20 protein-coding genes and 1 pseudogene are annotated in these 18,688 nt (G+C 71.1%); 2 read left to right on the forward strand and 19 right to left on the reverse strand.

All coding sequences use genetic code 11. The annotated features are described in order from the left end of the window. Positions 1-25: 25 nt before the first annotated feature. The 4 genes from ACH47Z_RS23080 to mshD all read right to left on the reverse strand — a co-directional run bounded on the left by ACH47Z_RS23080 (position 26) and on the right by mshD (position 3,381). Complete coding sequence (locus ACH47Z_RS23080; protein WP_399076520.1) at positions 26-1,042, reverse strand: ABC transporter permease; 1,017 nt, start codon at positions 1,040-1,042, stop codon at positions 26-28. After that, positions 1,039-1,935, reverse strand: a complete 897-nt coding sequence (locus tag ACH47Z_RS23085; protein WP_399076522.1) for an ABC transporter ATP-binding protein — start codon at positions 1,933-1,935, stop codon at positions 1,039-1,041. Before ACH47Z_RS23085 ends, ACH47Z_RS23080 begins: the two co-directional genes overlap by 4 nt. Continuing rightward, positions 1,932-2,351, reverse strand: coding sequence for a GntR family transcriptional regulator (locus tag ACH47Z_RS23090; protein WP_399076524.1), 420 nt, complete (start codon positions 2,349-2,351; stop codon positions 1,932-1,934). The genes ACH47Z_RS23085 and ACH47Z_RS23090 overlap by 4 nt, the downstream gene beginning before the upstream one ends. A 103-nt stretch (positions 2,352-2,454) precedes the next feature. Further along, entirely contained in the window at positions 2,455-3,381 is a 927-nt protein-coding gene (mshD, locus tag ACH47Z_RS23095) for a mycothiol synthase (RefSeq protein ID WP_399076526.1), read from the reverse strand. A gap of 321 nt (positions 3,382-3,702) precedes the next feature. Between mshD and ACH47Z_RS23100 the strand changes: the two are divergent. Next, a pseudogene (locus ACH47Z_RS23100) lies at positions 3,703-5,311 on the forward strand (ABC transporter ATP-binding protein). A gap of 6 nt (positions 5,312-5,317) precedes the next feature. Here ACH47Z_RS23100 and ACH47Z_RS23105 read toward each other — a convergent pair. Continuing rightward, a complete protein-coding gene (locus tag ACH47Z_RS23105; RefSeq protein ID WP_399076528.1) occupies positions 5,318-6,196 on the reverse strand; it encodes a helix-turn-helix domain-containing protein in 879 nt (292 codons plus the stop codon). A 195-nt stretch (positions 6,197-6,391) separates the two neighbouring features. Between ACH47Z_RS23105 and ACH47Z_RS23110 the strand changes: the two genes are divergently transcribed. Continuing rightward, positions 6,392-7,159 (forward strand): D-Ala-D-Ala carboxypeptidase family metallohydrolase, encoded by a 768-nt coding sequence (locus ACH47Z_RS23110; protein ID WP_399076530.1) that lies wholly within the window; start codon positions 6,392-6,394, stop codon positions 7,157-7,159. A 79-nt stretch (positions 7,160-7,238) separates the two neighbouring features. Here the strand turns inward: ACH47Z_RS23110 and ACH47Z_RS23115 are convergent, their stop codons facing one another. From ACH47Z_RS23115 to ACH47Z_RS23180, 14 genes are all read right to left on the reverse strand, one after another. Then, positions 7,239-8,306, reverse strand: a complete 1,068-nt coding sequence (locus ACH47Z_RS23115; protein WP_399076532.1) for an N-acetylmuramoyl-L-alanine amidase — start codon at positions 8,304-8,306, stop codon at positions 7,239-7,241. Further along, the gene (locus tag ACH47Z_RS23120) at positions 8,306-8,683 is read right to left on the reverse strand and encodes a hypothetical protein (protein ID WP_399076534.1); all 378 of its coding nucleotides are present in this window, start codon (positions 8,681-8,683) and stop codon (positions 8,306-8,308) included. The genes ACH47Z_RS23115 and ACH47Z_RS23120 overlap by 1 nt, the downstream gene beginning before the upstream one ends. A gap of 20 nt (positions 8,684-8,703) precedes the next feature. Next, complete coding sequence (locus ACH47Z_RS23125; protein ID WP_399076536.1) at positions 8,704-9,123, reverse strand: DUF2690 domain-containing protein; 420 nt, start codon at positions 9,121-9,123, stop codon at positions 8,704-8,706. Positions 9,124-9,149: 26 nt separating this feature from the next. After that, a complete protein-coding gene (locus tag ACH47Z_RS23130) occupies positions 9,150-9,581 on the reverse strand; it encodes a DUF2690 domain-containing protein (RefSeq protein ID WP_399076537.1) in 432 nt (143 codons plus the stop codon). A gap of 159 nt (positions 9,582-9,740) precedes the next feature. Further along, complete coding sequence (locus tag ACH47Z_RS23135; protein ID WP_399076539.1) at positions 9,741-10,865, reverse strand: tetratricopeptide repeat protein; 1,125 nt, start codon at positions 10,863-10,865, stop codon at positions 9,741-9,743. Then, positions 10,862-12,106: an ATP-binding protein gene (locus tag ACH47Z_RS23140; protein WP_399076541.1), complete on the reverse strand. Its 1,245-nt coding sequence runs from the start codon at positions 12,104-12,106 to the stop codon at positions 10,862-10,864. The genes ACH47Z_RS23135 and ACH47Z_RS23140 overlap by 4 nt, the downstream gene beginning before the upstream one ends. A 28-nt stretch (positions 12,107-12,134) precedes the next feature. Beyond that, positions 12,135-12,479 carry a Uma2 family endonuclease gene (locus tag ACH47Z_RS23145; RefSeq protein WP_399076543.1) on the reverse strand — a complete coding sequence of 115 codons (345 nt, stop codon included), beginning with the start codon at positions 12,477-12,479 and terminating at the stop codon, positions 12,135-12,137. A gap of 35 nt (positions 12,480-12,514) precedes the next feature. Beyond that, the gene (locus ACH47Z_RS23150) at positions 12,515-12,697 is read right to left on the reverse strand and encodes a hypothetical protein (protein ID WP_399076545.1); all 183 of its coding nucleotides are present in this window, start codon (positions 12,695-12,697) and stop codon (positions 12,515-12,517) included. A 268-nt stretch (positions 12,698-12,965) separates the two neighbouring features. Beyond that, positions 12,966-14,408 (reverse strand): sensor histidine kinase, encoded by a 1,443-nt coding sequence (locus tag ACH47Z_RS23155; RefSeq protein WP_399076547.1) that lies wholly within the window; start codon positions 14,406-14,408, stop codon positions 12,966-12,968. Then, positions 14,405-15,139 carry a response regulator transcription factor gene (locus ACH47Z_RS23160; RefSeq protein ID WP_399076550.1) on the reverse strand — a complete coding sequence of 245 codons (735 nt, stop codon included), beginning with the start codon at positions 15,137-15,139 and terminating at the stop codon, positions 14,405-14,407. Before ACH47Z_RS23160 ends, ACH47Z_RS23155 begins: the two co-directional genes overlap by 4 nt. 67 nt (positions 15,140-15,206) lie before the next feature. Further along, positions 15,207-15,440, reverse strand: a complete 234-nt coding sequence (locus ACH47Z_RS23165; protein WP_399076552.1) for a hypothetical protein — start codon at positions 15,438-15,440, stop codon at positions 15,207-15,209. A 57-nt stretch (positions 15,441-15,497) separates the two neighbouring features. Further along, positions 15,498-16,490 (reverse strand): S1C family serine protease, encoded by a 993-nt coding sequence (locus ACH47Z_RS23170; RefSeq protein ID WP_399076554.1) that lies wholly within the window; start codon positions 16,488-16,490, stop codon positions 15,498-15,500. A gap of 103 nt (positions 16,491-16,593) precedes the next feature. After that, entirely contained in the window at positions 16,594-17,619 is a 1,026-nt protein-coding gene (locus ACH47Z_RS23175; protein WP_399076557.1) for a LacI family DNA-binding transcriptional regulator, read from the reverse strand. 117 nt (positions 17,620-17,736) lie between these two features. After that, the gene (locus ACH47Z_RS23180) at positions 17,737-18,528 is read right to left on the reverse strand and encodes a response regulator transcription factor (RefSeq protein WP_399076559.1); all 792 of its coding nucleotides are present in this window, start codon (positions 18,526-18,528) and stop codon (positions 17,737-17,739) included. Positions 18,529-18,688 lie beyond the last annotated feature (160 nt).

Here is an 18,688-nt window from a genome sequence, read left to right on the forward strand (position 1 = left end):
CGTCGTGGCTGTGCCGGCGGAGCGCTCAGGCGGAGGTTCCCCTGCGTGCGGAGAGCTCCCCGGCCGGACCCGTCAGCCGGCGCAGCACCAGGAAGCAGGCGAGCACGAGCAGCCCCGTGACGGCCAGGATCAGTGCGCTGGTGGTGAGCTGGAGCGGCCAGTAGTGGGAGGAGGGGTGGAAGGTGTTGTAGTAGCCGACGGCTTTCGCGTAGACGGCGTGGCACGTCGCATCGGAGGAGCAGTAGGGGCTCGGCAGATGCGCGCCGGTCCGGGTGACCAGGCCCTGCTCGACGCTGATGCCGGAGCCGGGGTAGCCGTCCTTGAGGGAGGCCGTCCGGGTGACCGTCGGCCACAGGTGCGGCATCAGCTGCTGGGCCAGGCCCCAGACACCCGACGTGAACACCACGCCGAGGATCAGCGCGGGCAGCGTACGGCGGCACAGCAGGCCCGCCAGGGCACCGGCCGCGAGCCCGGCGAGGGTCAGGGCGAGGGTGGTGGGGCCGTTGGCGTGGAAGGTCCAGGTGTCGTACCAGGTCTTGAGGGTGTCGATACGGCCCCGGCCGGCGGCCCACGCCCGCCGGTGCAGCCAGAACAGCAGGCCGGTGCCGGCGGCGACGGCGAGCGCCGGCACGGCGAGGCGGACCGTGAGCCAGCGGGCCGGGGAGCTGGCCTGGGTCCAGGCCAGCCGGGCGGTGCCGGACTCCAGCTCGCGGCCGGTCAGCGCGGCACCCGCCCAGGCGGCCACCAGGAGGGGCAGCACGTTCAGGGTCGTGGTGGTGTAGTCGTACCAGTCCTTGTAGCGCAGGATCGCGTTCTGGTCGTAGTGGCACGGGTCGTGGAAGTCGCAGGCGTCGTACTGCCGCCAGCCCTCGGCCGCCGCGTCGGCGAGTGGGCCGGCCAGGGCGATCAACAGGGCGGCGAGTACGGCGGCCAGGCCGACCCAGCCGTACAGCGCGGGCCGGTGCAGGCGCAGCACCCAGCGGGTCAGGCGCGGCTTCCCGGCGGCCGGTACGGCGGTGACGGGTCCGGTCAGTACGGTCACGCGGCACTCTCCTCGGGGACGGCCGGGGCGGTGGTCAGGGCGGGGGCCTGCGGATTGCGCAGGTGGGCGAGGACCAGTTCCTCCAGGGAGGGCACGGAGGCGCGCCAGTCGCCGGTGAGCGGTCCGGCCGGGCGGATCAGCGCGGTGAGCTGGCGGCCGGTGGTGCGGGACTCGACCACGGTGTGCGCGCCGAGACCGGCGTCGGCCGCTCCCGTGATCCGGCGGTGGGCGGCGCGCAGGTCGTCGATCTCGCCGGCCAGGCGGACGCGGCCGTCGCCGATGAGCAGCAGGTGGTCGCAGGAGTCCTCGAGCTCGGCGACCACGTGCGAGGACATCACGATCGTGGTGCCGTGCTGGGCGGCCGCCGCCATCAGCGTGCCCATCAGCTCGTGCCGGGCCAGCGGGTCGAGGTCGGCCATCGGCTCGTCCAGGAGCAGCAGTTCGGGCCGTTTGCCGAGGGCGAGGGCGAGCGCGACCCGGGTGCGCTGGCCGCCGGACAGCGAGCGGACACGGGCCTTCGGATCGAGGTCCCCGCCCGCGACGATCCGCTCGGCGACGGCCGCCTCCCAGCGTCCGGGGTTGAGGTCGGCGCCCATGAGGAGGGTCTCGGCGACCGTGAGCTGTGGGTAGAGCGGCTTGTCCTGGGCGACGAAGCCGACCCGGGGGCGGGCCTCGGCCGGGCTGGTGCCCAGCACCGTCAGGTGCCCCTCGGTGGACGGGAGCAGCCCGGCGGCGAGGGCGAGCAGCGTCGACTTGCCGGCGCCGTTGGGACCGACGACGGCGCACACCCGCCCGGTGGGCAGCCGGAAACCGCACTCCCGCAGCGCCCAGCCTCCCCGCCGACGGCCGAACCGTTTCCCTAGTGCCTCGGCCTTCAGCGCCGTGTCGGTCATGACGGGTCTCCCTGCGCGTGCTTGTCGAGTGATGTGTGGTCTGCCGTGAAGTGCTTGTCGAGTACGGCGGTGAAGAGCGCGGCCACGTCGTCCCGGTCCAGCCCGGCCTCCCGGGCCCGGCCGGCCCAGGCCTCGAGCTCGGCGCGGAGCGCGGTGTCGGCCGTCGCGGCGCCGAGCGAGCGCCGTACGAAGGTGCCGAGTCCGCGCCGGGCCTCCACCAGTCCCTCGCGTTCCAGCTCCCGGTACGCCTTCAGGACGGTGTTGGGGTTGATCGCGGTGGCCTCCACGACCTCGCGGGCCGTGGGCAGCCGGTCTCCCGGGCGCAGCAGGCCCATGCGCAGGGCCTGTTTGGTCTGCTGGACGATCTGGACGTAGGTGGCGACCCCGCTGTGCCGGTCGATGCGGTAGTCGACCATGCGCGAACCACCCTTTCACTAATTGAGTAGTGAAAGAGTGGTGTAAAGAAGGGGCGGCCGTCAAGGCGACCGCCCCTGGTGAACCCGTATGCCAGAGGTTGTGTCAGGTCTCGGTGCGGTACATCAGGTCCGTCTCGTACGTGGTGAACCCCAGCCGCTCGTACACCGACACCGCCGCCTGGTTGTCGGCGTCGACGTAGAGCATCGCCGTCGGCAGGCCCTGGGCCGCCAGGTGGCGCAGGCCGGTCGTCGTGAGGGCCTTGCCGAGGCCGCCGCCCTGCTCGCCGGGCCGTACCCCGAGCACGTACACCTCGCCGAGCTGCTCCTCGGCGTGCACCTTGGTCCAGTGGAAGCCGATCAGCTCCCCGCGCCGTTCGGCGAGGAAGAACCCGGCCGGATCGAACCAGGGCTGGGCCTTGCGGTCGTCCAGGTCGCGCTGGGTCAGTGAGCCCTGCTCGGGGTGGTGCGCGAAGGCCGCCGCGTTCACCGCGAGCCAGGCCGCGTCGTCCTTGCCGGGCCTGAAGGTGCGCACGGTCACGCCCTCCGGCAGCCCCGGCCCGGGCAGCTCCAGGTCCGCCAACGACCGCCGCATCTGGCGCAGTTCGCGGAACAGGGTCAGGCCGAGCACCTGGGCGAGGTGCCGGGCGGCGGGGTGTCCGCCGTGCGCCCACACCCGCAGCCGCTTGCCGGAGGCGGCGAGCAGGGCGGAGCCGAGCGCCCGCCCGTGCCCGTGCCCGCGGTGCTCGGGGTGGACGACCAGCTCGGCGGCCGGCGCCTCCACCGGGTCGGTGTCCTCCAGCTGGGCGTAGCCCACGAGTTCGCCGTCGACGGTCAGCAGCAGATGCGAGACGCCCTCCCGGGCGCCCCCGCGCAACTGCAGCCGCCCCTGCTCGGACACCGGCTGCTGCCCGTCGGTCAGGGCCGCCTCGCCCAGCAGTTCGAGCACGGCCTCGGCCTGCTCGGAGGTGAGCGCGGAGTGGGTCGCGATGGATCGGGCGGGGAAGGCCCGTACGGTGTCGTCGCTGCTCATGCGTACGAGGGTACGGGTTGGATCACCGGCGCGCCATAAAACATGTGTGAATACCTCCGCGGTTCCAGAATTCCCCTGTGAATTGCCCACAGGGGCATTTCACCGAGGTCTCATCGGAATTGGCTTTTCCCGGCTCGTGTATTCCGTAATGTTTTCCGTGTCGAAAGCGAAAGGTGCGGACGACACCGAAGAGAGAAGGATGAGCCATGAGCTTCCGCAAGATCATCCCCATCAAGAAGCAGCACTGCAAGCCGGCTCCTGGTCGTACCGGTGGCCCCGCCTCGGCCTGTGTCCACAGCTGTGGAAAGGAAGGGGTAGCCGATGCCGAGGGAGTCCCTCGAGGCCTTCCGCCGGTTCTGGCCGCTGACCCGCGGGGACCGCACGTGGCTCGGGGTGATCGTCGCGTGCGTGATCGTGGCCGCGCTCGCCGAGACCGCCGCGATCCTGCTGTTCGCCCGCCTCACCGACCACGCCCTGAAGACCGGTTCGCTCGCCGCCTTCTGGGGACCGGCCGGCGCCTGGCTGGGCGTGGCCGCGCTCGCCGCGCTCGTCGGGTATCTGGGCAACTCCCTGGCCACCTGGACGGCGGAGAGATTCGTCCTGCGCGTACGGGCATCCGTCTTCCGGCACGTCCAGGACCTGCCCCCGCACTTCTTCCAGCGCCACCGTCAGGGTGACCTGGTCGAACGGCTCACCGGAGACGTCGAGTCCATCGAGCAGCCGGTGGTCTCCGGCATCGTAGGAGCCGTGTCCGCGGCCTTCTCGGCCGTCTTCTACGCCACCGCCGCCTGCTGGCTGCGCTGGGACCTGGCGCTGGCCACCTTCGTCCTCGCGCCCCTGTTCCTGCTCGCCGCCCGCCGCTTCTCCGGCCGTATCGCCGAGGCGTCCCGGGACGGCCGGGTCGCGGACGGCGCGATCACCTCGGTCGTCGAGGAGTCGCTCGGCAACATCGTGCTCACGCAGGCGTACAACCGGCAGCGGGACGAGGAGAGGCGGCTCGACCGCGAGGCCCGCGCCTGGCTGCGGGCGAGCGTGCGCGGGGCGCGGCTGAGCGAGATGTACGAGCAGTGCGTCGAGGTCGTCGAGACGCTGTGCGTGCTCACGGTCATCGGCTGACCCCACCGCCCCCGTCCCGGCCTGGCCGGTATGCGGACGGCTCGCCTTCCACCGGGTCTCCTTCCGCTACCCGGGCTCCCCCCGCGCCTCCCTCCGGAACATCGAACTCACCGCGCATCCCGGCGAGTTGATCGTGGTCACTGGCCCGAGCGGCGCCGGCAAGTCCACCCTCGCCGCCCTCCTCACCCGCTTCTACGACCCCTCCGCCGGCGCGATCACCCTGGACGGCGTCCCCCTCACCGACGTACCCCTGCGTTTCCTGCGCGAGCAGATCACCCTGCTGCCCCAGCGGACGCTGATTCTGAACGGCACCGTCCGCGAGAACATCGCCTGCGGCCGTCCCGGTGCGAGCGAGGCCGAGATCGAGCGGGCGGCGAGGGACGCGGCGGCGCACGAGTTCATCACCGCGCTCCCCGACGGCTACGACACGCACATCGCCCCCGGCACCGCCGCCCTCTCCGGCGGTCAGCTCCAGCGCGTCGCCATCGCCCGCGCGATGCTGCGCACGTCCCCGGTCCTCGTCCTGGACGAGCCGACGGCCGGTCTGGACGCGGTGGCGGCCCGCCAGGTCGTGCAGCCGCTGCGCCGCCTGGTGTCCGGCCGTACGACGATCATGATCACCCACGATCTGTCGCTCGCCCCCGACGCCGACCGCATCCTGGTCGTGGAGCGCGGCCGGCTGGTGGAGACGGGGACGCACGAGGAACTGCTCGCGAGGGGCGGGGTCTACGCACGGCTGGCGTCGCCGCTGCCGGAGGCGGTCGCGGGACAGGAACCCGCTCCGGCGGACGAGACGATGATCCTCAGGTGGTAGCCGAGGTCAGGGCGCGGGCGGCTTGGTGTCCGGCGCGCACTCCTGCTCGTGCTGGCTGGGTATCTTGCCGCAGATGGTGATGGTGGAGGCCGGTGCGTCGGCGGTGGAGAGCATGCGGGTGTAGGTGTCGGTGCCGACACGGACGGTGGAGTCCTCGGTGCGGCCCCAGCGGTCGGTGATGGAGACGGCGTCGCCGACGGTGCCGTTCTCCACGCGGCCCCAGACGGCCTTGCAGCGGGCGCTGTAGCGGAGCTGGATCTGAAGTCCCCTCAGCCAGGTCTCGCGGGCGGTGACGGCGTCCCACTGGCAGTTCCTGGCCTGGGGTTCCCCCTCGAGACAACTGTCGCCCCGGCAGCCGGGCTTCGGGGCGGCGGCCGTGACATCGGCGCCGACCGCGCGGGACGGGAGCGTCCGGGGCGCGGCGGCGGCCGACTGGCCGTGGTCCATGAGCAGGACCGCGCCCAGCGCGCCCAGGACGGCGCCGAAGACGACGTAGCACAGGGGCAGGAGCCGGCGCAGCAGCACGCCGGTGTTGCCCCGGCTCACCCCGGTGCTGCCGGGAGTACCGGTCTCCTGGCTGTCGTTGGGGGCCGAAGGCGTGTCCCGCGGTGTCTCGGCCAGCTCGCGGGACGTGGTGTCGAGGGCGTCCCAGTAGGCGAGCAGCGAGGCTGGCTCCTTGCCCACGGCGGCGGCCAGTTGCTCCACCGCGACCCGGGTGGGCAGTTGCTTGCCGTTCAGGAACCGCTCCCAGGACGAGCGGCTGTAATGAGTACGGCCGGCGAGGCGCCCGTAGCTGAGCCCGGAAGCGTCCTTCAGCCTGCGCATCTCGGCGAGCAGTCGTTCTCTCGCATCGATGGGCGCCTCGCTCGCGCCCCTGTCCGTCATGGTCACGGAATCCCCCCTGGTCGTCCCCCGGTCATGAGCATTTTGCGGTCATCCCTCGAGCCGCCCTCGACGGCTGGCCGGTGATGTGCGTCACGGGATGTCCCAGACGTCTCTGGGATCCCGCGAACCCTGGTGGGACGGTGGCCCACGGACCACGCTGGTGAACGTTTCCCGCCTCTCGCTCAGGAGCGTGACGTGACCGATTCCTCCCTCGACCGCCGTGGCTTCCTCCGCCTCGGCACCGGCGCCGTCGCCGCGGCGGCCTCACTCGCCGTCGTCGCCGACCTCGGCCTGGCCGGCCAGGCCTCCGCCTACAGCTGGGGCGGCAACCTCTCGCAGGGTTCCTCCGGCAGCGACGTCGCCGAACTGCAGATCCGGATCGCGGGCTGGGCCGCCGACTCTGCGTCGCAGACCTACGTGGCCGTCGACGGCTCGTTCGGGCCGGGCACCGACGCGGCGCTCCGGCGCTTCCAGTCGGCGTACGGGCTGTCGGCGGACGGCGTCGCCGGGCCGCAGACCTTCTCCGTGCTCAACGGCCTGGAGAAGTCCGACGGTTCGACCGCGCACTTCGACTTCTCGGAGTTCACCAGCCACGACGGCTCCGGCTTCAGCGGCGGCAAGGTCGGCGCGAGCGAGGTGAAGGAGAACGTACGGCGGACCATGTACAAGCTGGAGGCCCTGCGCAAGAAGGCCGGCAACAGCCCGGTCACCATCAACTCCGGCTTCCGCAGCGTCGCGTACAACTCCTCGGTGGGCGGCGCGTCCAACTCGATGCACGTCTACGGTGTCGCCGCCGATCTCGCCGTCTCCGGCCACTCCACGCTGCAGGTGTACCGGATAGCCGAGACGTGCGGCTTCTCCGGCCTGGAGACGTACACCGTGTCCTGGCAGCACGTGGACAGCCGGATCGAGCACCCGGACTACGGGTCCGGCTTCTGGTGGTGGCAGGACGGCGTGGCGTAAGCGGCCCGTCGCACGACGACATGAGGGTGCCCCCGCAGAACCGGATCCGCGGGGGCATCTCGTGCGTCTGCGCCGGACTCTAGGCCACCAGGCGGCTCCAGGTCCGGGCGTCCACGACGCCGTCGGAGGGCAGGCCCGCCGAGGACTGGAAGGACGTCACCCCGGCCGCGGTGGCGGGCCCGAAGGTGCCGTCCACCGTGGTGGCGATGCCGTGCGCGGTGAGCTGGCTCTGCACCGCCTTCACGGCGCTGCCCGAGGCGCCGGTGGCCAGCGGCGCCACCGCCTGGCTCCAGGTCTGGTTGCCCGCGACGCCGTCGGCGGCGGCGTGCGTGGTGTTCTGGAAGGCGGTGACCGCGGCCTGCGTCGCCGGCCCGTAGGAGCCGTCGACGGTGAGCGTCTGTCCGCGCTGCACCAGCAGGTACTGCAGCGTCCGCACCTGTTCGCCGGTGGAGCCGCTCGCCAGCACCGGCCACACGGGGCCGGTCGGATCGCCGCCGATGCGGGCGGCGACGTCCTTGCGTATCTGCGGGATGAGCGCGTAGAGGCGGTCGCCGGGGCACTCGGTGTTGTTGAAGTCCCGGTGCCCGTAGACCTGGTAGGCGCGCAGCCCGTACTGCCGGCAGATGTAGGTGATCAGGTCCACGAGTGCCGCGTACTGCGTGCCGAGCGGATCGACGGTGCTGTACGTGCCCTCGTTCTCGATGCCGATCGCCACCGTGTTCTGCGCCGTGCAGTGCGCCGACTCCACGTGCTGCGCACCCGACTGGAGCGTGGACAGGCTGCTGTGGCGGCCCTCCGTGATGTAGCCGCCCCGGCTGATCGTGAAGTGCTGTCCGGTGTCGATCCAGCCCTCGGTGTCCATCTGGTACGTCTGCATCGCGCGGGCCAGCGCGTAGGCGTGGGCCTGCGAGTAGTCCGTGACATTGTCGGTCGCGGTGTGGTGGACGATGACCTTGTCTGGGGCGCCGCCGATGACGTTGAGCGGCTTCGCGGGCGGCCGGGCACCCCAGGTGTCGGTCCCGGCGATCGTCGGACCGCTCGCGGCCCGCGCGGTCCCGGCGGTCAGCCCGGACGCCATCAGGGTGCCGGCGCCGATGGCGATCGCCCCGGTGAGGACGCTGCGGCGGCGGGGTGTGGGCGTCGTCATCAGCAGGCCTCCAGTCCCGCGGGCGGGTCGGAGGGGGTGTTGACGTTGCCGCCCCACGAGTAGACGTCGTAGTACTGGATGTTGGTACCGGGGTCCTTGACGTTGCCCTTGTACCAGACGTCCGTGTGGTAGTGCCCGTCGTCCACGTAGGTGCCGCGGGTGTAGCAGTAGATCCAGAAGTCCAGCTCCTGGGTGGTGATCCCACGCGTGGCGCTGGAGGTCGAAGGACCGTTCCGCAGGCGGGAGTTGGCGTCGATGGAGTAGTGCTGCCAGTCGTACGCCTGAGCCGGCGGCGCGGTGACGGCGAGTCCGGCCGTCGCGGTGAGGGCGAGGGTGAGGGAGGCGGCCGCGGTGCCGGCCCTGCTGCTGAAACGCATGTTCCACTCCATGGGACGGTTCAGAACCAGTCCGTGCAGATCGGGTTGTTGCCGTGGTCGTCGTACTGGCACGCGTGGGACTGGAGATCGGCGTCCTGGACCATGGCCGTCCACTGGGTGTACGTGCCGGTGGGGATGAAGGAGTAGCCGAAGTACCGGTTGTTCATGACCTCGTACTTGTCGAAGGGCACCGGGTTCTTCACCCGGGCCCAGGCGGTGCGGCAGTACGGGCTGTAGCGCAGTTCGACACCGGTGTACGTGGTGTGCACGGTCTCCGCGTCGTTCTGGCAGACGGTGGTGGCGGGGTCCAGGCCGTCGCACAGGTCCGTCTGGCACCACGTGGCCGCGGACGAGGGCGAGGCGGCGCCGAGGACCAGTCCGGACGCGGCGAGCAGCAGCGAGGCACCGAGCGGAGCGAGCCGTCGGGTGAGGGAGCGCATGGGTGCGGAGATCCTTCCGGCGGCCGTCAGTACCAGGTGGAGCAGACGTGGGTGTCGGGGTTGCCGAGGTTGTCGCAGGCCCGGGACGTCAGGTCCTTGTCGTTGACCATCAGCGTGTAGTAGGTCCCGCTCGCGTTGCTCGGAACGTCCACCGAGTACGACTGGCCGTTCGAGTTCTCGACCCAGACCGTGTCCGTGCCGCCGTTGATCCCGCCGATCCGGCGCGCCCAGGCGGCCCGGCAGGTGGGGCTGTAGCGCAGTTCGACGTTGGTGAAGGTGGTGTCGATGGTTCTCGCGTCGTTCGCGCAGATCGTGTTGGCGGGGTTGAGGCCGGTGCAGCCGGCCCCGTAGCAGCTGGTCGCGGCGGAGGCGGGTGAGGCGGTACCGAACAGCAGGCCGGAGGCGGCGAGCGCCATGACGGCGCCGGTCGTACCGAGACGGCGGGGCAGGGAAGGCATGGGAACTCCGTTGGCTACGCAGGAGATGGAGAGGTTCGGACACCGAGCCCGCTCAATCTCCCCCGCCGTCCCGCGTCCCGGTAACCGTCCCGCGTCCAAGGGACGTCCCAGAGACACGCACCCGCTACGGCTCCTGCGGGTACGCGCGGCCCACGGCCGTCAGGTCCGCTTCTTGCGGTCGAACCAGATCGTCGCGAGCGTCGGCACCAGACCCGCCCAGAACACGATCCGCGGCACGCCCCGCCCGGACCACGGCACCTGGCTGATGACCAGCGCGCACAGCACGGCCCAGGCGGCCTGGCCGAGGACGATGCGGGGCCAGCGGCGCCGGCGGATCAGGGAGCGGAGGTTGTAGCGGACGCCCATCCGCAGCCGCCGGTAGCGCAGCAGCGCGCCGACGGCCCACAGGACGCCGACGGGCACGAAGTACCACAGCCGCTGGACGAGGGGGACGGGCAGCTCGCGCGGGACCTCGCCCTCCTTGGTCCACAGGTCGAGCATGGTGCCGGCGAGTCCCAGACTGAGCAGGGCGATCCAGCGCACCCCGCGCAGCAGCCGGTACGAGGCGTGGTCCAGGCCCTGCTGCAGGGATGCCGAGTCCGGGGTGGCGGCGAGGGCGTCGGCGTAGAGACCGGCGGCCTCGGCGGCCTTGACGCCGGGTGCGGTGGCGGCCTGCCGGGTGTGCCGGGCGAGGGCCTCCGGGTGGTGCGGATCGAGCCGGAGGATGGCCCGGTCCATCTCGTTCTTGACGGCCTCGTCGTCGGCCATCCTGGCGATGCCCCAGCGCACCTCGTACGGGAACACCTCCTCGGGCGCCAACCGTATGGCGGTGAGGGCGAGTTCGTCCGCTTCGCGGAGGAAGCCGGTCAGTGCCTCCTGGGTGACCGTACCGCCGTTGGCCTGCCCGAAGCGCAGTGCCCGGATGCGGTACAGCCAGTGGCCGAGCAGGGCATACCCGTACCAGTACTCGGGCGCGAGCCGGATGACCTCGCGCAGTGGCTCCTCGGCCTCCGTGATGCGGGAGTTGGACTGGAGGGCGCGCGCGTGCTGGAGGAGCGCGCTGATGTGCTCCGGATCGATGGCCAGCGCCCGCTCGGTCGCCTCCAGCGCCTCGGCCCTCTCGCCCTGCTCGGCCAGGCAGCGGGCGAGCCGCACCCAGGCGCCGACGTCCTCGGGATCCTCCGCGAGCCGCTGTCCGAGCAGCGCCTTCGCCTCGTCGTAGCGCCGCAGTTCGTACAGCGCGTCGGCCCGCTCCAGGGCCGGGTGCAGTCCGGTGTTGCTCACAGCTTCCGCCGCTTCTTCAGATAGGCGATGAGGTCGTCGTACATGCCGCCCTCGTTGGCGAACATGGCCACGTTCCGGGCGGCGGCGAACCACGGCTCGGTGGACGGTACGACCGCCTTGGCCGCCGCCAGCAGATCCTTCATGCCGATCATCCGTACGGTGCCGGTCCGGGCGGAGTCGAGCAGCGCGCGCTCGGACGCGGCCTCGCACACATGGGCCAGGTCGGCGCCGGAGAGCCCGTCGGTGGCCTTGGCGAGCTTGCCGAGGTCGATGTTCTCGATGGGCCTCTCCCGCAGGTGGTAGCGGAGGATCGCCTCACGGGCGGGCGCGTCCGGCGGCAGCACGAGCAGGGTCCGGTCCAGCCGCCCCGGCCGCCGCAGCGCGTTGTCCACGTCCCAGGGCACATTGGTGGCGGCGAGCACGAACACGCCCTCGTTGGCGGCCGAGTCGATGCCGTCCAGCTCGGTCAGCAGCTGGTTGACGGTGTTGCGCATTCCGCTGTGCGCGGTGCGGCTGCGCTTGGCGCCGAGCGCGTCCAGCTCGTCGAGGAAGACGACACAGGGCGCCTGCCGCCGGGCGGTCTGGAAGATCTCGTGCATGTTGCGCTCGGAGTTGCCGATCCACATGTCGAGAACGTCATTGACGGACACGGACAGAAAGGACGCCCCCAGCTCGCCCGCGACAGCCCGCGCGATGAAGGTCTTCCCGCACCCGGGCGGCCCGTACAGCAGCAGCCCACCCCGCAGGGACTTTCCGTACAGCTTCCGCAGCTCGGGATTCCTGAGCGGCGCGAGAAAGGCGGCCTCCAGCCGCTCCTTGACCTCCTCCATCCCGCCGACGTCCGCGAGCCGCACGGCACCGGGCCGCTCCACGTCCCACGCGTCGGCATCCCCCGGATCGCCTTCCCCGTCCGCCCGCAACGGAGTCTCCGGTTCGACGAACCGCGGCGGTACGACGTCCCCGACCTGCTCCTCTGCGGCCCGCCAGTCGAACCCGGGCCGGGGGGCGTCCGGCGCGCTCGGCGTCACCTGCTGGGGCAGTCCCATGGCCCGCGTCATGAGCTGCCGTGCCTGCTCGTCACCCGGCGCGTTCTGCAGGGCGATGGCCACCTCGGCAATTGCGGCCTCCGACTGCCCCTCGTCCAGCAGGAGTTCGGCCAGGTGCAGCCGGAGCGGCACATCACGGGGCGCGGCGGCGAGCGCCGTACGCAGGCTTCGGATCAGGGGAGAGTCTTCCGGCATAGGGACACCCTACGGAGCCCCCGTACCGTCAGCTCCGCTTGGGCCCGGTGATGGCCTCACCGATGACGAATCCCTTGGCGGGGCCTTCCGGGATGGTGACCTCGGTGCCGTAGGGGACGCGGTGGATGTCCTCCCAGTCGGCCTTGTCGGGACGAGGGCCGGTGAAGAGGGTGACGGCGCCTTGACCGTCGTAGTCGTCGATGAGGACGTAGAGGGGGATGCCGGCGCGGGCGTACTCGCGGCGCTTGCGGACGCGGTCGCGGTCTTGATTCCCCTTGCCAGGGGAGGCGACCTCCATCACCATCGCGATGGCGGAAGCCTTGATCCCGAAGCCTTCCTCGTCCGCGATCAGCTCCGTGTCCCGGGGAGCCACGAGCCCGTCCGGAATCCACGCCCTATGGGAATGGATCACGTAAAGCGTCCGGTAGGCGACACCTCGATGGCTCCCTCGATGATCTCGGCGCGGTAGCCCTCGGGGAGTTCCATGGCCTTCCACGCCTGCCACAGGACTTCGTCAAGGTCAGGTCCGTTCAGGGAATCAGCCGGAGCCTTGGACATGGTCTCGGGCCTCTCATGTGCGAGAGCGGTCAAGGTGGCACCTCCTCCTCAAGTCTGGGCTGGGTGTGCTCTGGGCACAAGCAACGCGATCACGGTAGGCGTGGCGGTGCATATGACCGGGGAAAATGACCTCCACTCACCCGTTCGGGCGACCCCTGCGACCGACCGCGACGCGAAGCACCTCCTCCAGCGACTCGGCGGCTCGCGTCGGCGCGAAACGCACCGCGTGTTCCCCCGCCGTCCGGTCCGCGAGTACGGCCCGCGCTCCGGCCAGCACCTGCTCGCCCGACCGCAGCTGGGCCTACGGTGTCTCCGGCGGCGGCTTCGGTGCCCCCGGCAGTCGCACCGTCGCCACCGTGCCGCCGCCCTCCGCGGGCGTCAGGGTGACCTCGCCGCCCGCCTGCTGGACCGTACGGGCCACGATGGACAGGCCCAGGCCCGAACCGGGCAACGCGCGCGCACTCGGTGAGCGCCAGAAGCGGTCGAAGACGTGCGGGAGTTCGTCCTCGGGGATGCCGGGGCCGTGGTCGCGGACGGTCAGCACGCCGTCGGCCAGCCGTACCTCCACCGTGCCGGCCTCGGGGCTGAACTTCACCGCGTTGTCGAGGACGTTGACCACCGCCCGCTCCAGCGCGGACGGCTCCGCCCGTACGTACCAGGGCTCCAGGTCCGCCGTGATCGTCAGCTCCGGCCCGCGCAGCCGCGCCCGGCGCAGGGCCGCCTCAACGGTGTCCAGCAGCGGTACGACCTGGACGCGTTCGCCGTGCTGGCCCTCCGAGCGGGACAGTTCCTGCAAGTCGCCGATCAGCGAGGCCAGTTCGGTCATCTGGGCCTTCACCGAGGCCAGCAGCGCCTTGCGGTCCGCCGGCGGGATCGGGCGGCCGGTCTCCTCGCTGCGGGTGAGCAGCTCGATGTTCGTCCGCAACGACGTCAGGGGCGTACGGAGTTCATGGCCGGCGTCGGCGATCAGCTGCTGCTGGAGCTCGCGGGAACTGGCCAGGGACGCCGTCATCGAGTTGAAGGAACGGGACAGGCGCGCGATCTCGTCCTCGCTGTCGTCCTCCACCGGGATGCGGATGGTCAGGTCCTCGGTCCTGGCCACGTGCTCGACGGCCTCGGTCAGCTTGTCGACCGGGCGCAGGCCTGCCCTGGCCACGGCGAGCCCGGCGGCGCCCGCGCCCACGACGCCCACGCCGGAGACGAGGAGGAGGATGAGGGCCAGGTCGTTGAGGGTCTTCTCGGTGTTCCGGAGGGGGAGGGCGACCATCACACCGACGTTGGGTCCGCGTCCCCCGTTCGAGGTCGAGGTGGGGAGGAGGGGCCGGGTGAGCACGCGCAGCTCGTTGCCCTGCTGGTCGACTCCGTTGCGGAAGTAGAGCTTGTTCTCCAGGCCCTTGATCTCGGTCTTGTCGGCCTGGGTGACCTTGATCCTGCCCGACGCGCCCCCGAAGAGACAGACCTTGCCGTCCTCGGTGACCGCCTGGGAGTACCTGTCCTGCAGGAGCGGGTTGGTCGCCGGTGTATCGGTGCAGTTGTAGAGGGTGTACTGCAGCTGGTCGGGCTGCGACGTGCCGCGCAGCGACTTCTGCAGATCGTCGTCGAGCTGGTCGTACAGCTTCCCCTGCACAATGAACCAGCACGTCACCGAAACCGCCGCCACCGCGAACGCCACCGCCGCCGCGACCAGCATCGCCAGCCGGGCACGGATGGGCAGGGACCGGTAGCGGCGGATCAGTTTCCTCACTCGGCGCCGCCCTGGCGGAGCACGTACCCCACACCCCGGACCGTGTGCACCAGGCGCGGCTCGCCGCCCGCCTCGGTCTTGCGGCGCAGGTACATGACGTAGACGTCGAGGGAGTTGGACGAGGGCTCGAAGTCGAAGCCCCACACGGCCTTCAGGATCTGCTCGCGGGTGAGGACCTGGCGCGGGTGCGCCATGAACATCTCCAGCAGGGTGAACTCCGTGCGGGTCAGTTCGACCTGGCGGCCGCCCCGGGTGACCTCGCGGGTCGCCAGGTCCATGCGCAGGTCGCCGAAGGTGAGCGCCTCGTCCTCCTGGGCCTCGGGCGACACGGCGGCCGCGTACGAGCTGCGGCGCAGGAGGGCGCGGATGCGGGCGAAGAGTTCGTCCAGTTCGAAGGGCTTGACCAGGTAGTCGTCGGCACCCGCGTCCAGTCCGGTCACGCGGTCGCCGACGGTGTCCCGGGCCGTGAGCATGAGGATCGGCGTCGTGTCGCCGGCGCCCCGGATGCGGCGGGCCGCGGTCAGGCCGTCCATGCGCGGCATCTGGATGTCGAGGACGACCAGGTCGGGCTGGTAGGAGGTGGCCTTCTCCAGCGCGTCCGCGCCGTCGACGGCCACCTCCGTGTCGTACCCGTCGAACGCGAGGCTGCGCTGGAGCGCCTCGCGTACCGCCGGCTCGTCGTCGACGATCAGGATGCGCTGGGGGTCACGGTCGCCTTCGGCGGGACTCATCGCTCGCGATTCCTCGGGGGGTGGGGTGGGACGGGGGTGGGTACGGCTGTCTCTCAGCCTGCCACGCTCAGGCCCGCACCGCGGTCAGGCGGTTCAGCGGGACCTTGCGGCGGTGGGTGCGGACGGCGGGGGTGCGCAGGCCCATCAGCTGGGGCTGGGGGACCGGCGGGGTGGTGACGACCTCGGGGGCACGGGGCTTCGGGATCGGCAGGTGCAGGTCGCGGGCGACCAGGAGCGCGATGCTGATGTCGGCGGGACCGTGGCCGGTGATCGTGATCTGGTGCGAGATGTGCGTGATCATGACGTACTCCCTGCTGACGTGCCGGTGGGGCGGTGGAGCTGTGGAGTTGTGGAGCTGTTAGCTGGTGGAGCCCGACCGCAGCTTGGCCAGGTCGGACGTGACGGTGTTGACCGGGATCGCGAAGCCGAGGCCGATACTGCCCGCGCCGGAGGACGACGAGGACTGCTGACTCGACGAGTACATCGCGGAGTTGATGCCGATGATGTTGCCGCTCGCGTCGATCAGCGCACCGCCGGAGTTGCCGGGGTTGAGGGACGCGTCGGTCTGGATGGCCTTGTACGTCGTCGTGGACGAGCCGGTGTCGCCGTTGAACTGGCGGCCGCCGAACTGGAACGGCCAGTTTCCGTCGCCGTTCTGGCTCTGGCCCTGGTTCTCGTCCGTGGAGACGGTCACGTCCCGGTTGAGCGCGGAGACGATGCCGCTGGTGACGGTGCCGGTCAGGCCCTCGGGGGAGCCGATCGCGACGACCGTGTCGCCGACCTGGACGCCCGACGAGTTGCCGAGCGAGGCCGCCTTCAGGCCCGAGGCGCCCTGGAGCTTGATCAGCGCCAGGTCCTTGGAGCTGTCGGTGCCGACGACCTGGGCGGTGTAGCTCGTGCCGTCGCTGGTGCGCACCTTGATCGACTGCGCGCCGGAGATGACGTGGTTGTTGGTGACGATCTCGCCGTTCGACGTGATGACCACGCCGGAGCCGGTGGAGGAGCCGTTGCTGAGGGTCGCGTTGATCTCGACGACGCTCGGGCTGACCGCAGCGGCGATCGCGGCGACGTCGCCGCGCTTGCTCGAGGGCACCACATGGGTGGTCGTACCGGACGAGGCGGCCGTGTCCGTGCCGGTCAGCTCCTGGAAGGCGTACGCCGTGCCGCCGCCGACGGCCGCCGCGACGATCGCGACCGCCGCGAGCAGGACGACCGGGCCGCGGGTGCGCTTCTTCTGCGGCGCGGCCTCCGGGGCGGCCACCGGCTGGTACGACGGCGGGGGCGGCCACTCGGGGTTCACAGGAGCGGAGTAGGAGTGCTGCTGCGTCTCGTTGCCCTGGCTCTCGGTCATGCCATAGAGCGTCCCCCGCGAACGTGAGAGCTTCCTGAGTGCTTGCTGAGAAGCCCGGCAGAACCTCGTTTGCCCGATATAAAGAACCTCCGGGCAGCGAACCTCAGACGCCGCAGCCGCAGGACGTACGCACCACCAGCCGCGACGGGAACGTCCTCAGCCGCTCCCTTCGCGAGCCCGCGACCCGCAGCCCGTCGTCCAGGACCAGGTCGACCGCCGCCCGGGCCATCGCCGAGCGGTCGGAGGCGACCGTGGTCAGCGGCGGGTCGGCGAGCGCGGCCTCCTTGATGTCGTCGAAGCCGGCCACCGCCAGCTCGCCGGGCACGTCGATGCGCAGCTCGCGCGCGGCCCGCAGCAGGCCGATCGCCTGGTCGTCGGTGGAGCAGAAGATCGCGGGCGGCCGGTTCGGGCCGGACAGGACCTCCAGGGCGACCCGGTAGGCGTCGTAGCGGTTGTACGGCGCCTCGAACAGCCGGCCCTCGGTCGGCAGCCCCGCCTCGGCCATGGCCCGCTTCCAGCCCTCGACGTGGTCGGAGACCGGGTCGCCGACGGCCGGCGTCTGAGCCGTACCGCCCATACAGGCGACGTACTCGTAGCCGTGCTCCAGCAGGTGGCGTACGGCGAGCTGGGCGCCCCCGAGGTCGTCCGTCACCACGGCCACGTCGTCAATGGCCTCGGGGCGCTCGTGCAGCAGCACCACCCGGGCGTCCCAGGCGTCGATCTCGGCGGCGGCGAGGTCGTTCAGGGCGTGACTCACCAGGATCATTCCGGAGACCCGCATGCCCAGGAAGGCGCGCAGATAGTGGACCTCGCGCTCGCCGATGTAATCGGTGTTGCCGACCAGGACCATCTTTCCGCGCTCGGAGGCGGCCTGCTCGACCGCGTGCGCCATCTCGCCGAAGAACGGCTGGCGGGCGTCCGGGATGATCAGGCCTATGAGGTCCGTGCGGCGCGAGGCCATGGCCTGGGCGACCCGGTCGGGCCGGTACCCCAGTTCCTTGATCGCCGCGAGGACACGCTCGCGCGTGGCCGGGGCGACCGGCCGGGGTCCGTTGTTGATGACATAACTGACGACGGCGGTGGAAGTTCCAGCCAGCCGCGCCACATCATCACGAGTCACCTTGGCCACGCGCGGAGTCTACGCGGATGGACCCGCTCTGGGCAGGGCGTATCAGCGCTTGGATGGTGAAGCGATGTGCGGAAGCAATGCCCCATCCGAGCGCCTGTCACACCTGCCCGTCGCGAGTTACGCGTCCACGTGGACGTCGGCGCCGTCCCGGACGGCCGATGTGTCCGCATCCGCCGCCTTTGCCCGGTCGGCCTTGGCCTTGGCCTCCTCGGCGGCCTTCTCCGCGGCCCGCTCGACCTTCTCGGGTGTAACGAATCGATAACCGACGTTCCGTACGGTGCCGATCAGCGACTCGTGCTCCGGGCCGAGCTTGGCCCGCAGCCGCCGTACGTGCACGTCGACCGTGCGGGTGCCGCCGAAGTAGTCGTAGCCCCAGACCTCCTGCAGCAGCTGGGCGCGGGTGAAGACGCGGCCCGGATGCTGGGCGAGGTACTTCAGCAGCTCGAACTCCTTGAAGGTGAGGTCGAGCACCCGCCCCTTGAGCTTGGCGCTGTACGTCGCCTCGTCCACGGACAGATCACCGTTGCGGATCTCCATCGGGGAGTCGTCGTTGACGATCTGCTGGCGGCCCATGGCGAGCCGCAGCCGCGCCTCGACCTCGGCCGGGCCCGCGGTGTCCAGCAGGACGTCGTCGATGCCCCAGTCGGCGGTGACGGCGGCGAGACCGCCCTCGGTGACGACGAGGAGGAGGGGACACCCCGGCCCGGTGGACCGCAGCAGCTGGCACAGGCTGCGCACCTGCGGCAGATCGCGGCGGCCGTCGACCAGGATGACGTCGGCGCCCGGGGTGTCGACCAGGGCGGGGCCCTCGGCGGGGGCCACCCGCACGTTGTGCAGAAGCAGGCCGAGGGCGGGCAGTACCTCCGTCGACGGCTGGAGGGCGTTGGTCAGGAGCAGCAGAGAACTCATACGTCTGGTTCCTCCTCGGTCCCTGCGAGGACGTCGTGCGGACGGGCACTGCTCTGCGATCCCGAAGGCCCGTACACGGCCACGGTCACCTGGGGTTTCCCGTTTCGTATACAACGCTTCCGAAAGCACAAAAGGACCCGGGGGCTACGCTGCCCGAGTC

Source organism: Streptomyces sp. NPDC020192, from assembly GCF_044388685.1.
In the GTDB taxonomy this organism is placed as follows: Bacteria; Actinomycetota; Actinomycetes; order Streptomycetales; family Streptomycetaceae; genus Streptomyces.

What these genes read in the sequence shown, in the direction of transcription:
- ACH47Z_RS23085 (WP_399076522.1), bottom strand. Translation starts at nt 1,935, where the DNA reads ATGACCGACACGGCGCTGAAGGCCGAGGCACTAGGGAAACGGTTCGGC.
- ACH47Z_RS23090 (WP_399076524.1), bottom strand. Translation starts at nt 2,351, where the DNA reads ATGGTCGACTACCGCATCGACCGGCACAGCGGGGTCGCCACCTACGTC.
- mshD (WP_399076526.1), bottom strand. Translation starts at nt 3,381, where the DNA reads ATGAGCAGCGACGACACCGTACGGGCCTTCCCCGCCCGATCCATCGCG.
- ACH47Z_RS23105 (WP_399076528.1), bottom strand. Translation starts at nt 6,196, where the DNA reads ATGACGGACAGGGGCGCGAGCGAGGCGCCCATCGATGCGAGAGAACGA.
- ACH47Z_RS23115 (WP_399076532.1), bottom strand. Translation starts at nt 8,306, where the DNA reads ATGACGACGCCCACACCCCGCCGCCGCAGCGTCCTCACCGGGGCGATC.
- ACH47Z_RS23120 (WP_399076534.1), bottom strand. Translation starts at nt 8,683, where the DNA reads ATGCGTTTCAGCAGCAGGGCCGGCACCGCGGCCGCCTCCCTCACCCTC.
- ACH47Z_RS23125 (WP_399076536.1), bottom strand. Translation starts at nt 9,123, where the DNA reads ATGCGCTCCCTCACCCGACGGCTCGCTCCGCTCGGTGCCTCGCTGCTG.
- ACH47Z_RS23130 (WP_399076537.1), bottom strand. Translation starts at nt 9,581, where the DNA reads ATGCCTTCCCTGCCCCGCCGTCTCGGTACGACCGGCGCCGTCATGGCG.
- ACH47Z_RS23140 (WP_399076541.1), bottom strand. Translation starts at nt 12,106, where the DNA reads ATGCCGGAAGACTCTCCCCTGATCCGAAGCCTGCGTACGGCGCTCGCC.
- ACH47Z_RS23160 (WP_399076550.1), bottom strand. Translation starts at nt 15,139, where the DNA reads ATGAGTCCCGCCGAAGGCGACCGTGACCCCCAGCGCATCCTGATCGTC.
- ACH47Z_RS23165 (WP_399076552.1), bottom strand. Translation starts at nt 15,440, where the DNA reads ATGATCACGCACATCTCGCACCAGATCACGATCACCGGCCACGGTCCC.
- ACH47Z_RS23170 (WP_399076554.1), bottom strand. Translation starts at nt 16,490, where the DNA reads ATGACCGAGAGCCAGGGCAACGAGACGCAGCAGCACTCCTACTCCGCT.
- ACH47Z_RS23180 (WP_399076559.1), bottom strand. Translation starts at nt 18,528, where the DNA reads ATGAGTTCTCTGCTGCTCCTGACCAACGCCCTCCAGCCGTCGACGGAG.